The sequence below is a fragment of the Flagellimonas hymeniacidonis genome (assembly GCF_008040165.1).
Lineage (GTDB): Bacteria > Bacteroidota > Bacteroidia > Flavobacteriales > Flavobacteriaceae > Flagellimonas > Flagellimonas hymeniacidonis.
Genome location: NZ_VRUR01000002.1, coordinates 1,033,391 through 1,049,776, shown reverse-complemented (window position 1 = coordinate 1,049,776; position 16,386 = coordinate 1,033,391). Strand labels below are relative to the sequence as shown.

Genomic DNA, 16,386 nt, shown 5'->3' with positions numbered 1-16,386 from the left:
AAATATAGCAAATTTGGAATATTTCCAAAAAATAATTTGGAATATTTCCATTTTTAGGAATATTTCCATAATTTTGGATTAATTACAAAAAAGGATGGACTTTAATCGAATACAAGAAAAATTGAATGTTTTGGCCGATGCCGCCAAATACGATGTTTCTTGTGCCAGCAGTGGTAGCGACAGGGCAAATAAAGACAAAGGGCTGGGCAATGCATCTAAAATGGGGATTTGCCATAGTTATACCGAAGATGGCAGATGTGTTTCTCTTTTAAAAATACTGTTGACAAACCATTGCATTTTTGATTGTGCTTACTGTGTTACGCGCAAGAGCAATGATGTAAAACGTGCTGCTTTTAAGATTCAAGAAGTGGTGGATTTGACCATCAACTTTTATAGAAGAAATTATATTGAAGGGCTGTTTTTAAGTTCGGGTATTTTCAAGAATGCAGATTATACCATGGAACGCCTTATCGCTGTAGCCAAAAAGTTACGGTTGGAAGAAAACTTTAATGGATACATCCATTTAAAATCCATCCCCGATGCCAGCGATGAGTTGATGTATGAAGCTGGGCTGTATGCAGACCGACTTTCAGTCAATATAGAAATCCCAACTATTTCTGGTCTAAAATTATTAGCTCCCGATAAAAAACATGAGGATTTTACCAAGCCCATGCTTAAGGTTAAAAATGAATTGATTCGCTTTAAAAATGAACATAAAGTCATTAAAAGTACCCCAAAATATGCCCCTGCAGGTCAAAGTACCCAAATGATTGTGGGTGCAACCGGTGAAACGGATAAGGATATTATGTATTCCGCCACCTATTATTACAAGCAGTACAATATGAAACGGGTATATTACTCTGGCTACGTCCCTGTTGCAGAAGATAATCGCCTACCTTCTATTGGATCACAAGTGCCCATGTTGCGAGAAAATAGGTTGTATCAAACGGATTGGTTGTTGCGCTTTTATGGTTTTGCCGTCAATGAACTCTTGAACAATGACCATCCCAATCTGGATATCGATGTAGACCCAAAACTTTCCTGGGCTTTACGGAACATGCATCATTTTCCTGTGGATGTCAATCATGCGGATAAGCGTATGCTCGCCCGTATACCAGGAATGGGTATGCGATCAGTGGAAAAGATTTTGAATGCCCGTAGGTTTCGAAAATTGAACTGGGATCACCTCAAGAAAATTGGAGTGGCCCTCAACCGTGCCAAATATTTTATGATTTGCGATTCTAGAAACTGGGAGCGCAAGGATTTGGACGCGGAGAAGATTAAAGGAATGATTCTACAACAATCTACAGGAAAGTTTCGGAATCAGTATAGTACACAATTGTCATTATTCAATTAAAATAGCATGAATACCATACAATCACAAGAAAGACCTGACCACCTAGAACGCAGCCGAGAAGCAATCTTAAATCTTGGCTATGATTTCATTGCGTTTAAAAGCAACCTCAAAAGAGGCTTGACAACCTTAAAGAACAAAACATCAAAAAAGAGCAGATTATGAATCCATCAAAAACCCTAATTTACGACGGAAGCTTTAACGGCTTTCTTACCACTGTCTTTGTCGCCTTTGAAGAAAGAATAGAGGTAATGGATATTCAACGCAACACCCAAGGCCAAAACGGACTCTTTTCCGAAACAGAAACGGTTTTCACCAATGTGGAAAAGGCCAAGCGCGTATGGAATGGTATTCGCAATACAAGCCATAATGCCATAACCAATGTCTATTTTGCGTTTTTAAGCGAGACGGACGGCATAGAACTTATGCTATACACGTACATCCAAAAACTGATGGCCACCAAAGGGCCTAAACAAATGGATTATTCAGATGGCATTGTACTTCGCATTAGCCAATTGGCACGTTCCGTAGGCAGGGAAAAACACAGAATGGAAGCCTTTGTACGGTTTCAATTGACCAAGGATGACATCTATTTTGCCAATATTGAGCCTGACTTCGATGTCTTGCCATTGATCTCAAAACACTTTAGAAGCAGGTATGCGGACCAACAATGGTTGATCTATGATGTAAAGCGTAAATATGGGATTTATTATAATCTGGAACATGTGGAGTTAATCTCCCTCAACTTAAAAGAAGTTCACTTTAATAAAATCCATAAAAGTGATGCCTTTTTAAATGAGGAATATGATTACCAAACTTTATGGAACGATTATTTTAAAAGTACCAATATCAAATCCCGAATCAACAGAAAATTGCACACACAACATGTCCCAAAACGGTATTGGAAGTATCTTAGTGAAAAGAAAGAAACGGCATAGACAATGGCCTTTAAACAATTAAAACTTTGGTTTGATGCAGATTTGGCAAATCTGTTGGCGGACAAACTCATGGAACAAGGGGTTGCATTTAACAAAAGTTCCTTTGTGCAAACAGTAACCGATAAGGTAGATGATCTAGAACTTAAAGATCGTGTAGCATGGATTGCGGATGCTTTAAAAGAACATCTTTCGGACGATTACACCATTGCTATCTCCCAATTAGTAAAAATTTTAGGCCCCGAAAACGAAAAGGAAACGGGCATGTTTAAAGAATATTATTGGATCATGCCCATAGCCAAGTATGTAGAAAAATATGGCTTGGAGCATTTTGACCTTTCCATGAATGCCATTCAAGAAATTACCAAACGAAATACCGGGGAATATACCATTCGCCCCTTTTTAGAAATATACCCAGAACGGACCCTAAAAGTAATGGAAGAATGGTCCAAAAATAAAAACAAGCATGTGCGCAGGTTGAGTAGCGAAGGGGTACGGCCCAGACTGCCCTGGGCTAGCAAACTAGATCTCTTTATTAAAGACCCCGCTCCTATCCTACCCATTTTGGAAAACTTAAAAGATGACCCAAGCAAATATGTGCAAACCTCTGTGGCCAATTGCATTAATGATATTTTAAAAGATAATCCTGATATTGCTAAAGCACTCGTGGAACGTTGGGCTCCAAGTGCCACGAAAGCAAGAAAGTGGATTATAAAACATGCCTTGCGAAATTTGGTAAAGGCAAAAAATGCTTGGGCCTTAGGAATCATAAAATAACAGCGTAGTTATTGTTAAAAAATAAGCAATAACCTACCGTATAACCGCTTGATTCTGAAAAAAAATCCATGAACTTCATTATCTTTCGCTAAAGAGGAATTAAAACTCCTCATAGCTAATACTGTTGTGATGTATTTATGACTAAATACTATTCCATAAGCTCATCCTTATACAATTAACCAAACAAGCATGCAGGAAAAGACAAACTTTAAACAATTTGAAAATCTAGATGAAGAACAATTACCAGTAGCCAAACACAAATTACACGATTGGACTCATTTTGCGGGCCTCTACGCTGCCGAGCATGTTGCAGCAACAGAGTTTGTGATTGGGGCGACCTTTGTGGCGCTTGGCGCAAAGACGATGGACATCATCCTCGGTCTTCTGATTGGTAATATTCTAGCCGTATTGAGTTGGAGGTTCATCACTTCCCCTATTGCCGTCGATACCCGCTTAAGCCTCTATACCTATCTGAATAAGATTGCTGGCGATTCAATGACCAAGCTGTACAATTGGGCCAATGTCATCATCTTTTCGGTGATTTCAGCGGCGATGATAACGGTCTCATCCACAGCGGTTCGGTTTGCCTTTAATATTCCTGCGCAACTCAATTGGTACCCCACCAATGCATGGTTTATATTGATTGTATTGGCTGTTGGAATCTTTGTGGTGTCTATTGCGATTTATGGTTTCAATGCCGTTTCTGAATTCTCAGGCATCTGTGCACCTTGGTTGTTTGTAATGTTTACAAGTGGCGCTATGGTGCTGCTCCCTGCCCTATCTTTAGATGTATTAGATAAAACTTTACCAGCCGGATGGGCCGATTTTATGACCCTCGGCGACCAGAGTATCTGGACAGGAATCAACAGCGATGGTGCTCCAGGAATCGGATTAGTCGAAGTTATCGGCTTTGGTTGGGCTGCTAATACCATTACCCATTTCGGATTGATTGATATGGCACTTCTACGTTTTGCAAAAAAGAAAAACTATGGTTATGCTACCAGTACAGGTATGATGTTCGGTCATTATGTAGCATGGATAGCTGCCGGAATCATGGGTGCAGGTGCCGCAGTTATTTTAGGAAAATCTATCGTAGAATTAGATCCAGGTGATGTGGCCTATTATGCTCTAGGTTGGTCAGGTTTTGTGATTGTAATTGTTGCAGGTTGGACGACCGCAATTACCAATCTGTATCGAGCAGGTTTGGCGGCACAAGCTATTTTTAACAAGCATTCTCGAAAGAAAACGACGATGATTGTCGGTTTGGTCACTGTGGCCATCGCATGTTTCCCCTTTGTATTTTCACAAATGTTACCGCTACTAACCTACGCAGGTTTGCTGGTAGTACCTGTTGGGGCGATTGTATTTGCAGAACATCAGATTTTCCCTCGCATTGGCTATACGCGCTACTGGTCTTCCTACCGCAAGCTAACTTTTAGTATGCCTGCCGTTGCGACATGGGGCTTGGGCTTAGTCTTTGGTTTTGGGTTGAATTTCTTAGATGTGATTTCCTTTTATTATCTGTTTATCCCTACTTGGTTTTTTACCATTTTGGTGTATACTTTGCTTGCATCTAAATATGGGGCAAAAGAGAGCTACGTGGAGGAAGCAAAAGAAGAGGATCGTCAACAGGAAGCCATTGCACGTTTTCAAGAGGAGCAGGCAAAGAACGAGGCTGTTGTTTCAAAGGATGTTTCTTTATTCTCTAAAGGATTAAAATTCATAGCCATTTCGGCCTTGGTAGCCACTTTGGTTTTGGCCTGTAATGTAATGTTCGGTAGTGCTACAGAATCAAATTATATCGAAAATCGGGAACTCTTTTATACCTATGCTTTCATCTGTACTATCATTTATTTCGTGCTAGCCTATTGGGCGCTCAAACGTAAAAAATTAAACACAGCTGCATAGGCATGAAAACAACAATACATCTAAACCAGGATAAGTTACAAGAACTTGGAAGCCGTCTTCCTGTACCAAAGTATAATCGCTCTGCTACTAATATCGGAATCGTACACATTGGTGTTGGCGGATTTCAAAGAGCACATCAAGCGTATTATTTGCACCAACTTAGACAACTGGGAGAAGCCTCAGAGTGGGGAATCTGCGGAATCGGTTTACGTGAGTCGGATACCAAACTAAGCGACATTTTAAAAGCACAAGACCATCTCTACACGCTTATGGTCAAACACCCAGACGGAAAAATTGAATCCGAAATCATGGGGTCGATAGTTGATTTCAAAATGGGCACCACAGACCCCGAACCTGTAATCTCCCGCATGGCACATAAAGATACGCGCATAGTATCACTAACGATTACCGAAGGAGGCTATAATTTTAACCCAACAACGGGAGAATTTAATTTTGACAACCCAGACATACAACACGAGCTACGACACCCACAGGACCCAATAACCGTTTACGGATTTCTAACCGCAGCTCTAAAAAGACGTCGCGATGCAGCTTTACCAGCTTTTACGGTACTGTCTTGTGATAATATTGAGCATAACGGAGACATGACGCGTAAGATGCTACTCGCCTTTGCAGAAGTACAAGACCCGGACTTGGCAAAATGGATAGCCCAAGAAGTCTGCTTTCCCAATAGCATGGTTGACCGTATTACACCAGTAACAGTCAAGGCAGATATCGACAGCCTAGCTCAAAGCTATGGTGTCGACGATGCTTGGCCTGTGACATGTGAACCTTTTATACAGTGGGTAATAGAAGATAAATTCTCGAATGGACGACCTGCCTTTGAAAAAGTAGGCGTACAATTCGTGCCTGATGTAGGGCCCTATGAGAAAATGAAACTACGTCTCCTCAATGCCGGTCATTCGGTCTTGGGGCTTTTAGGAGCCATTCACGGCCACCCAACCATCAATGCCTGTATAGAAGACAAAGTCTTCAAAAGGTATTTACGTACCTTTCTGGATACAGAAGCCACACCCATTTTAGGAAACATTGAAGGCATTGATTTGATGGACTACAAAGACAGCCTGCTTACACGTTTTGCAAACCCCAATATCAAAGACAGCGTCAGCCGCATTTGCTCAGAAAGCTCGGCCAAATTACCCAAATTTTTGATAGCCACAATTCATGAAAATTTAGCCATAGGCGGAAGCATCAAACTCGCCACCTTGGTCATTGCAGCCTGGTGTTATTACAGCGATAAGGAAGTAGACCAAAATGGGCAGCCTTTAGAGATTATAGATGCTATGCAAGGCAAACTGCATGATGCTGCCAAAGAAACTGCCAACAATATGTTGGCATTTGTTCAACTAGAATCGCTGTTTGGTGGACTTGCAAAAAACGAACGTTTTACAAAGGTATATTGTGCAATGCTACAACAGTTGTATGAAGCCGGCGACATCAAAAAAATGATGCATAGCATGATTTAAAAGTAATTAGTCGGGTTTTATATTAAAAAAATAATCAATTGAAAAAACACAACAATAAATTATAGCCCAACCGATAGCGAAACCTACTGTATTATTTTTGTCTGCGTCGCTATGATTTTAAAATGCTACTCCAAAGCTTAAAATCACTTACTTCATTTTATTATTTTCTTTAAATCGGGTAACATAATCAATACAGCATCGTCATCTCTTAAGAACTTCTAAAACTTAAGGATGAAGAGGAAAGTTTTTAAAACTTTAAAATTTGTACTGATTTCATTTGTGGTGTTTGGACTTTTTATCATCGCAGGACTGCTATGGCCAATGCCGGAAATAGCCTTGCCAGAAAAACACAAAAGCATCCTTATAAAGGATATCAATATAATTGATGTACATACTGGCGATATCCTAAAAAATAGAAATGTCTGGATAGTAGGGAACAGAATCCAGGCTATAGACAGCCTACCAACAGATAAAAACGATGCAGACCATTTTACCATAGACGGTCACGGAAAATATCTTATTCCCGGGCTTTGGGATATGCACACACATTCAACGCAACATTCCAAATGGTTACATCATCCGTTATACATTGCAAATGGTGTCACTTCCATAAGGGATCTATCAGGGCAAATGGGCAAGGAAGACAGCTATTGGGCTGGTACCCAAGACAGGCTCAGCTGGAATCAAAAACTGGAAAATCATGAGCAAGTTACTCCTCGGTATGTTCTGCAGAGCAGCTATCAAATAAATGGTGACAATTCGGTTCCCTCAGGTTATCCCAAGTTTTTTAGTGTGGAGGATGTAAAGGATGTGCCTTTGCTATTAGAGTATTATCAAAAAGAAGGTGTCGACTTTATTAAAGTATACTCAGACATCCCGGTTGCATCATACAAACAAATTGCAAAAGAAGCACCAAAATATGGTATGCATATCGCTGGGCACAAACCTTTGGGGGTTTCCTTGGAGGAGGCCATTGGTTTAGGACAACGTAGTTTTGAACATGGAAGAGTATTTATGTTCGATTGTTTTCCTAATGCGGACAAGCTATTGATCGCAAAGGATAAAAAAGCCATGTACTACGAGTCCAAAAAATCTATGAGCGAAAATTTTGATACCATAAAAGCAGAGCGCTTGATGGATTTAATGCAAGAAAGAAATACACACTGGGTTCCTACCATACAAATGTTGAAAATATCTGCATTTGCCAATGACCAGAATTACATAGAAAACCCCAATCTTAAATATATCCCCACACTTAGAAAAAAACTATGGTGGAATCCAGATGTTGGAAGGGCTGCAGAATACAATAAATCGAATGAAGGAAGAGGAATAAACATGAAGTTATATGAATCTGCCAAATTTCAAATTGGTATGGCACACAAAAAAGGGGTTCCCATTATGACAGGAACTGATGTTACAGATTCTTATGCTTTTCCAGGTTTTGCGCTTCACACAGAAATTGAAGAACTTACTGTATGCGGTCTGTCCAATTTAGAAGCATTGAGGGCATCTACCATTATTCCCGCAACCTATAGCCATGTGGAAAATGAGCTTGGAAGCGTTGAGAAAGGTAAAATTGCAGACCTGGTAATTCTTGAAAGAAATCCACTGGAGAAAATTGAAAACACCACTTCAATTTCAGGAGTAATTTTAAATGGCGTCTATTACAATCAAGAAGCACTGGAAGCATACAAGGAAGATATCGCCTCTTTGGCCTCCTCATTTCATATGAATGTAAAATTCATTTTTAGTCTGCTAGGAAGTCCTTTGATACGAAAACAATTTGCGGATTAATTAGAAAACATAAATAGAAATCACCTACTTCGCTCCCCAACAAACTGGTCACTCTTATTTTTAAACAATACATTAAAGGTGGTTAAACTTCCATAAATGCGGGTAATGTATTGTTGTAAGTCCACCTTTTCTTGGTCATCGAGGTTTTTACTACTATTGATTTTCTGTTCCATCACCCGAATGCGATCGCGTACCATCACAATCTTATGAAAAAAGGTGTCAATGGGCATTTCTTTATTGGCTAAATCATCGCCCGGTTCTAAAATAAGTTTCCCTCCACGCCATTTATCCGCCAAGGCCACTTTTTCAGAAGCATCGCTCCATTTCTGGAGAATGGAGACCAAGGAACGTTCCACATCAAAAAAACTAACACTATCCACTTCGTCTTCTACCCCTTCAATCACTTCAAATTCAGAATCAATATCGATAGTTTCCAATCCATTTTCTAAAAAAGTAACCCAATAATGCTTGGAAGAAACATTTGTAACTACCCCTTTTCCATATTCTGGATGATCAATACGAGATCCTATTCCTAATAATTTCATGCCTAACTACTATTCTTTTTATTTAAAGCCTAAAAATAGTTTACTCTTTTTCAAAAGCCAATAGGGTTTTATAAAAATCTTCATATATCGCGTCGGCATCTATTTGAGTATAGAACATTATTTCTCGGTTACCACTATCTTTTGAAGTCATAATCTGTTTTGCGGTAGCCAATTCTGGGTGTATAAAAGCGGTAATCAATGCCAAGTCCCATAACACTCTACTCTTTCGTGAACCATCCAAGTGCGTTGTCCAGCGATTCATAAGAAACTTGCCAAGGAAATGACTACCAATCTTGTTGTTTAACGTATCAAAACCAATTTCCATCTTTACTGCAACGCTAACTGGCATAATGTTCATGACAACCTTAGAGTTTAACAAATAATCCAAAGCATAAGGGTCCATTAAAGGGTTGAAATCATCTCGTTTTAAAACCCCTTTTTCAAAATCCATAGTTGTTCCTAGCCAAAACACTTCAATCTTTTCTGCAATGGCAGGTTCAATATATACCGCTGAAGCTACATTGGTTAAAGCACCTAGCACCAAAATAGTAACATTTTCATTTGCTTTAGCTTGTTTTATGATCTCATAAGCCGCCGCTGAATGTTGAGCCCGATCACCCCAGTCATACATACGTGCCATAGCACCACGATTTGTTTTTAGCGACAATCCCATTTCTCCCAATAATTGCTGATTAAGGCGATGGCTATTCTCCATAGTATTTTCAATGGCCCAATGACTGGTTTGCCAATGCGCGGCGTTTAAAGCAGTAATATTGACCGTCGGCTCCAACAGAATTCGAGCAAGAGCATAAAAATCATCTACTTCATTACCAGTGTCCGCATCTATGATGATGTCCCTTTGAGCCGATAGTTGTAAAAAGGAAAGGAACGCAAAACATCCCAAAACAATATTCAAAACACCAATATTTATTGATTTTACGTACATATTCATGGTTTTACAACAATATAATTGAATGAGAAATAGTGGCCAAATAAAACATGATTCGTCTATTCAGAATTTCTAAAGAAATAAGGCTTACAATACATCATTATTAAACCTATTCCCGTTTCTTTTTTACTGCTCAATTGTTTACATTAGCATCTTGTGCTATGATCAACTACGAAGAAAATATTGAAGTCCGCGGGGCAAGAGTTCACAACTTAAAAAACATAGATGTTACCATTCCTCGGGAAAAATTGGTTGTCATTACCGGCTTATCCGGTAGCGGAAAGTCTTCTTTAGCTTTTGATACCATATATGCTGAAGGTCAACGACGATACATTGAAACCTTCTCTGCCTATGCAAGGCAATTCTTAGGGGGATTGGAACGTCCAGATGTAGATAAAATAGACGGGCTTTCCCCGGTCATTGCCATTGAGCAAAAAACAACATCAAAATCTCCACGCTCTACGGTTGGAACCATCACCGAAGTCTATGATTTTCTCCGATTACTTTTTGCAAGAGCGGGTGATGCATACAGTTACAATACTGGGGAAAAAATGGTGAGCTATAGCGATGAACAAATCAAAAGTTTAATCATTGATTCCTACAGGGATAAGAAAATAAATGTTTTAGCCCCTGTGGTGAAATCCAGAAAGGGCCACTACCGCGAGTTGTTTGAACAAATTGGAAAACAAGGTTTTGTAAAAGTCAGAGTTGATGGCGAAATTTTGGACATCACTAAGGGAATGAAGGTGGATCGCTACAAAACCCACGATATTGAAATTGTCATAGATCGCTTAAAAGTTGTGGAGAGCGAGGGTTTTCATAAACGCCTTAATGAGACCATCAATACGGCCATGTATAGCGGAGATAATGTGCTCATGGTTTTGGAAGAGGGCGAAAAAATACCGAGATACTTTAGTAGAGACCTTATGTGCCCTTCTACGGGCATCTCCTACCCCACTCCAGAACCCAACACTTTTTCTTTCAATTCCCCTAAAGGGATGTGCCCAAAATGTAATGGTCTTGGACACGTTTACGAAGTAAACGAACAGAAAATATTTCCAGATAAAAAGCTGTCCATTAAAGCAGGTGGTATTGCTCCTCTAGGCGAATACAAAAAATCCTGGGCCTTTAAACAACTGGAAACCATAGCGCAACGCTATAACTTTGAGCTTACAGATGCCTTGGAAAAAATTCCAACAGAAGCCATGGATGTCATTCTTAATGGCGGAAACGACAGTTTTGAGATTGACTCAAAAACTTTAGGGGTAAAAAGACAATACAAAATTGACTATGAAGGAATCTCCAACTTTATAAAAACTCAGTTTGAAGAAGCCAATTCAACCTCCATAAAGCGTTGGGCCAAAGATTATATGGATAAGGTGGTATGCTCCAACTGTAACGGGTCAAGATTGCGAAAAGAATCGCTCTATTTTAAGATTGGAGAAAAGAATATTGCAGAATTAGCTCAGCTGGATATTGCAGAATTGGCTGCTTTCTTTCAAGCGTTAGAGCATACCTTAGAAGGGAACCAAAAGAAAATCGCTGAAGAAATAGTCAAAGAAATTAGAACTAGAATTCAATTTCTATTGGATGTAGGTTTGGATTATCTATCACTAAATAGAAGTTCAAAATCCTTGTCAGGGGGCGAGGCACAGCGTATTAGACTTGCTACCCAGATAGGTTCACAATTGGTTGGAGTGCTCTATATTTTAGATGAACCAAGTATAGGTTTACATCAACGGGATAATGAACGTTTAATCAATTCCTTAATATCCCTTAGAGATATTGGGAATTCTGTTATTGTGGTGGAGCATGATCGGGACATGATTGAGCATGCAGACCATGTTATTGATATAGGCCCCAAGGCAGGTAGACACGGTGGAGAAATTATTTCGGAAGGAAAACCAGAAGACTTAAGAAAACACCATACACTTACGGCGGAGTATATTACTGGAGAACGGGAAATCCAAGTGCCTGCTAACCGAAGAAAAGGAACTGGAAAAAAGATTGTGCTTACTGGTTGTACGGGGAATAACTTAAAAAATGTTACTGCAGAATTTCCATTGGGTAAGCTTATCGGTGTAACCGGGGTTTCAGGTAGCGGTAAATCTACCTTAATCAATGAAACACTCTATCCTATTATGAACGCCCATTATTTTAATGGGGTCAAAAAGCCAATGCCCTATAAAAAAATAACTGGATTGGACCATGCGGATAAGGTTATTGATATCAATCAATCCCCTATTGGGCGAACGCCACGTTCCAATCCCGCAACGTATACAGGCACTTTTAGTGAAATTAGAGCCTTATTTGCAAAAACCACAGAATCTACTATACGTGGGTACAAACCTGGGCGATTTAGCTTTAATGTTGCTGGAGGGCGGTGCGAAACATGTCAAGGCGGTGGTCTTAAGGTTATTGAAATGAATTTTTTACCCGATGTCTATGTGGAATGCGAAACTTGTAATGGTAAACGTTTTAATAGAGAAACTCTAGAAATCAGGTATAAAGGAAAATCAATTGCCGATGTTTTGGAAATGACTATTAATGAAGCTGTTGATTTTTTCGAAAATATTCCAAAAATCCATAGAAAGCTGAAGACCATAAAAGATGTCGGGTTGGGGTACATCTCATTGGGACAACAGTCCACAACATTATCTGGTGGAGAAGCACAGCGGGTAAAGTTGGCTACAGAACTCTCTAAAAGAGATACTGGAAACACCTTTTACATTCTTGATGAGCCCACAACAGGTCTTCATTTTGAGGATATTCGAGTACTCATGGAAGTTTTGAATCAATTGGTGGACAAAGGGAATACCATTTTGGTTATTGAGCATAATATGGATGTCATTAAAATGATGGACCATATTATTGATATAGGATATGAAGGTGGCCGAGGCGGCGGTATGATTGTAGCAAAAGGAACGCCAGAACAGGTTGCCAAAGACAATAAAAGTTACACAGCTAAGTTTTTGAAAAAGGAGCTGGACAGTGCCAAACGCAAAATTGCGTCGGCAGTTTAATAAAAAAGTACACACATGCGGAAAGAACAACATCACAAAGGATGGAATGAAATAAAAACAAATGACTCCTGGGCCATATTCAAAATCATGGGAGAATTTGTTAGTGGCTTCGAAAAAATGAGTGCTATTGGACCATGCGTTTCCATTTTTGGTTCAGCTCGTATAAAACCCGGTGAGCCTTATTATGAACTTGCCGTTAAAGTGGCTAAAAGTGTAGCAGATGCAGGTTATGGAATTATTACAGGAGGTGGCCCTGGAATTATGGAAGCAGGAAATAAAGGAGCGCATTTAGCAGGAGGTACTTCCGTTGGACTTAATATTGAGCTTCCATTTGAGCAGCATGACAATCCATATATAGACAGGGATAAAAGCTTGGATTTCGACTATTTCTTTGTACGAAAGGTCATGTTTGTTAAATACTCCCAAGGATTCGTGGTCATGCCCGGAGGGTTTGGAACCTTGGATGAACTTTTTGAAGCGATTACGCTAATACAAACCAACAAAATACATACGTTCCCAATTATACTCGTGGGGACCGAGTTTTGGAGTGGACTTATTGACTGGATTAAAGATACTATGTTAGCAGCCGGTAATATCAGCCCCAAGGATCTAGATCTTATAAAAATAGTAGATACTGAAGATGAAGTGGTTCACATTATTGATGCCTTTTACAAAGGCCGTGACTTAAGCCCGAATTTCTAACCCACTGACCTTGATTAGCATTCTTTCATTTAGGCGAATTTTACTTACACCTCTTTTCTTGCTGGGCTTAATCGCTTATGGTCAGCATAAAAATGAAATAAGTGCTACGCTTAATGGAACTACGAAGCAAATTGAGATAAGACAGAAGTTTACTTATGTTAATGACTCTAACCGTGGCCTTCTCACCCTTTATTTCAATGATTGGAACCATGCATATTCCAGTAAAAAAACGGCTTTGGCAAAAAAGTTTGGTGAAGAGTTCAACAAGAGTCTCCATCTTGCAAATGATAAAAATAGAGGGTTTACCAGGATAACAAGCATTGTCGATAGTGACTATAGAGGAGTAAAATGGGAAAGAACTAGAGCTATTGACATCATCAAGGTAATGCTCAACAAACCCCTGGAACCCGGAGCATCAGCAGAACTCTTTTTAACTTATCAAGTTGATTTGCCAAGTAGCCGATATACGGATTATGGTCACGGTTACAGAAGAGGTTATTATTTACGTGATTGGTATCTTACACCAGCCGTTTTTGATGATAAATGGCATCTATACTCCAATAAAGATTTGAACGATCAAATTACCGATGTCACAAATACTGAAATACGTATCACTTATCCCAAAGGATTGCATTTGGCTACTAACTTCGAAGTGAATTCAAATACTGATTTTTCAATTGGAAACGAAGCACATTTAATTGGAAAACAACAAAAAAACAGCCAAATCCTGCTCACACCCTTAAAGGATTTCACTACACACATAACAAATTATTTAACCGTTACTTCCGATATCGAAACTTCCAAGTATGATGAAATCTCCCAAGGAATCTCGATAAATAAAATTGCTAAGTTCATCAGAGACAATTTGGGAGAATACCCACATAAAAACCTTTTGGTGGCTGAAGTGGATTATAACAGAAGCCCGCTATATGGAATCAATCAGTTACCGAATTTTATACGACCCTATAGAGAACAGTTTCAGTTTGAAATGAAGTTCCTTAAAACGGCCCTAAACAGCATCCTAAAAGAAACATTGTTTTTAGATGAGCGCAAGGAAAAATGGGTTATGGATGGTATTGTTTATTATTTGTTGATCAAATATGTTGACGAGTATTACCCTGATCAAAAACTTACAGGAAAACTATCACGCTTATGGGGTTTTCGCTCTTATAACCTCGCCAAAACCGACTTCAACGAACAGTACTACCTGTTACAGATGTTATCTGTGCGAAGAAATGACCATCAGGCATTAGCTACACCTAGCGATTCCCTAACACGATTCAATCAAAGAATAGCAAATAGTTACAAGGCCGGTCTGGGCATGGCATACTTGGGCGAGTACATTGGTTATGACAAAATTGACAGTACCATTCTGGAGTTCTATGACCAGTTTAAGCTACACCCTAATCTAAAGGCCAAAACGCTAGAGACGATGTTGAGAAAAAAGTCGACAAAAGATATTAGTTGGTTTTTTGATGAATATGTTGCACTTAGAACCAACATCGATTTTAAAATAAGGAAAGTAACCAAGACTGAAGATTCCATTTCATTTACTATTAAAAATAGAACCGGTTCTAATGTTCCAATATCCCTATTTGGACTTCAAAAAGATTCAGTGGTATCGAAGTATTGGTTTAAAGATATTGATACTTCACGTACGTTTACGATACCAAGAAATAATGAAACCAGATTGGTTTTAAATTACGATAAAAAGATTCCCGAAGTAAACCAGAGAAATAACTGGAAAAGTCTAAATGGTTTTTTCTCCAGTAATAAAAAATTGCAGCTTCGTTTTTTAAAGGATATTGAGAATCCATATTACAATCAATTGTTTTATGTGCCCGAATTTAAGTTTGATGTCAATAATGGCCTTTCTGCCGGTATCAGCTTGAACAATAGACCAATTATCAATCAACCTTTCTCTTTTGATATCAAACCAAGATATTCGATGAAAGAAAAATCCTTAGTAGGAAGTGTTGGTTTTAGAATACGTGATTTTTTCGATAAGGGCAAATTGAACTCCATCAATTATACCATGAGTGCCAGCAGTGCCTTTTTTGACATAAATTCTCGATTTACAACAATTACCCCGGCCGTCAATTTTATTTGGCGACCCAATGATTTCATTTCAAATCGCAGACAATTCTTATTCGTAAGACTTAGAAATGTATTCAGAAACATTGATGAAGGTATTATTGATCAAATTGATACGGAGCCTGATTTTAGCGTATTCAATGTTCGTTATGGTGATGTTGACAATAATATTCTCAGGTACAGATCTTGGGTACTCGATGGTCAAGTGTCAGGAAATTTTTCAAAACTGTCCTTCGAATGGGAACAACGGACCCTGTTCGATAATAACCGGCAATTGAATCTAAGGCTCTATGCAGGAAAATTTATCAGCAATGCCACCGACTCCGACTTTTTTAGCTTTGCATTGGACCGTCCCACAGATTATCTTTTTGATCTAAACTATTTGAACAGGTCTCAAAATGCCTCAGGCCTTACCAGTCAGCAGTTCATTCTATCGGAAGGTGGTTTTAAGTCTATTTTTGATGATCGCTTCGGAAACGATTGGATTGTAACCGGCAATCTTAGCTTTAACGTATGGCAGTGGATCGAATTATATGGTGATATCGGTGCTATTAAAAATCGTGGTGAAAATGCAAGGTTTAAATACGATTCTGGAGTGCGTTTAAATTTCGTCACGGATTTCTTCGAACTATACTTCCCGGTATACTCCAATAATGGATATGAAATCGCCCAGCCTAATTATGGCGAACGTATTCGATTTGTAGTAACATTGAGTCCAAAAACGTTAATACGCCTTTTTACCAGAAAATGGTTTTAGTTTGATATATTCTCAATAAAACAGCTTTTCATATAGTTCGAATTAAATAATTCTTCATTTT

Annotated in this window: 11 protein-coding genes; 9 read left to right on the top strand and 2 right to left on the bottom strand. The window is 39.0% G+C overall.

The features are described 5' to 3' along the window. Positions 1-94 precede the first annotated feature (94 nt). From FVB32_RS13590 to FVB32_RS13565, 6 genes are all read left to right on the top strand, one after another. Positions 95-1,357, top strand: a complete 1,263-nt coding sequence (locus FVB32_RS13590; protein WP_147744339.1) for a putative DNA modification/repair radical SAM protein — start codon at positions 95-97, stop codon at positions 1,355-1,357. A gap of 158 nt (positions 1,358-1,515) precedes the next feature. Further along, entirely contained in the window at positions 1,516-2,292 is a 777-nt protein-coding gene (locus FVB32_RS13585; protein WP_147744338.1) for a TIGR03915 family putative DNA repair protein, read from the top strand. A gap of 3 nt (positions 2,293-2,295) precedes the next feature. Beyond that, on the top strand, positions 2,296-3,066 hold the full coding sequence (locus tag FVB32_RS13580) for a DNA alkylation repair protein (RefSeq protein WP_147744337.1): 771 nt from the start codon (positions 2,296-2,298) through the stop codon (positions 3,064-3,066). 189 nt (positions 3,067-3,255) lie between these two features. Further along, positions 3,256-4,974 carry a purine-cytosine permease family protein gene (locus FVB32_RS13575; RefSeq protein ID WP_147744336.1) on the top strand — a complete coding sequence of 573 codons (1,719 nt, stop codon included), beginning with the start codon at positions 3,256-3,258 and terminating at the stop codon, positions 4,972-4,974. A 2-nt stretch (positions 4,975-4,976) separates the two neighbouring features. Continuing rightward, entirely contained in the window at positions 4,977-6,461 is a 1,485-nt protein-coding gene (locus FVB32_RS13570) for a mannitol dehydrogenase family protein (RefSeq protein ID WP_147744335.1), read from the top strand. Positions 6,462-6,692: 231 nt separating this feature from the next. Continuing rightward, positions 6,693-8,255 (top strand): amidohydrolase family protein, encoded by a 1,563-nt coding sequence (locus FVB32_RS13565; RefSeq protein ID WP_147744334.1) that lies wholly within the window; start codon positions 6,693-6,695, stop codon positions 8,253-8,255. 20 nt (positions 8,256-8,275) lie between these two features. Here FVB32_RS13565 and FVB32_RS13560 read toward each other — a convergent pair whose 3' ends face one another. Both FVB32_RS13560 and FVB32_RS13555 read right to left on the bottom strand, forming a co-directional pair. Next, entirely contained in the window at positions 8,276-8,800 is a 525-nt protein-coding gene (locus FVB32_RS13560; protein ID WP_147744333.1) for a hypothetical protein, read from the bottom strand. Positions 8,801-8,840: 40 nt separating this feature from the next. Then, positions 8,841-9,746, bottom strand: a complete 906-nt coding sequence (locus FVB32_RS13555; RefSeq protein WP_187269575.1) for a nucleoside hydrolase — start codon at positions 9,744-9,746, stop codon at positions 8,841-8,843. 164 nt (positions 9,747-9,910) lie between these two features. On the opposite strand from FVB32_RS13555, the gene uvrA reads away from it, so the two are divergent. Genes uvrA through FVB32_RS13540 form a run of 3 tightly spaced genes read left to right on the top strand, consistent with a single transcriptional unit; the run spans position 9,911 to position 16,325 of the window. Further along, positions 9,911-12,772, top strand: a complete 2,862-nt coding sequence (gene uvrA, locus FVB32_RS13550) for an excinuclease ABC subunit UvrA (protein WP_147744331.1) — start codon at positions 9,911-9,913, stop codon at positions 12,770-12,772. A gap of 15 nt (positions 12,773-12,787) precedes the next feature. Further along, the gene (locus FVB32_RS13545) at positions 12,788-13,474 is read left to right on the top strand and encodes an LOG family protein (RefSeq protein WP_147744330.1); all 687 of its coding nucleotides are present in this window, start codon (positions 12,788-12,790) and stop codon (positions 13,472-13,474) included. 10 nt (positions 13,475-13,484) lie between these two features. Continuing rightward, positions 13,485-16,325, top strand: a complete 2,841-nt coding sequence (locus FVB32_RS13540) for a gluzincin family metallopeptidase (RefSeq protein ID WP_187269574.1) — start codon at positions 13,485-13,487, stop codon at positions 16,323-16,325. Positions 16,326-16,386: the final 61 nt, after the last annotated feature.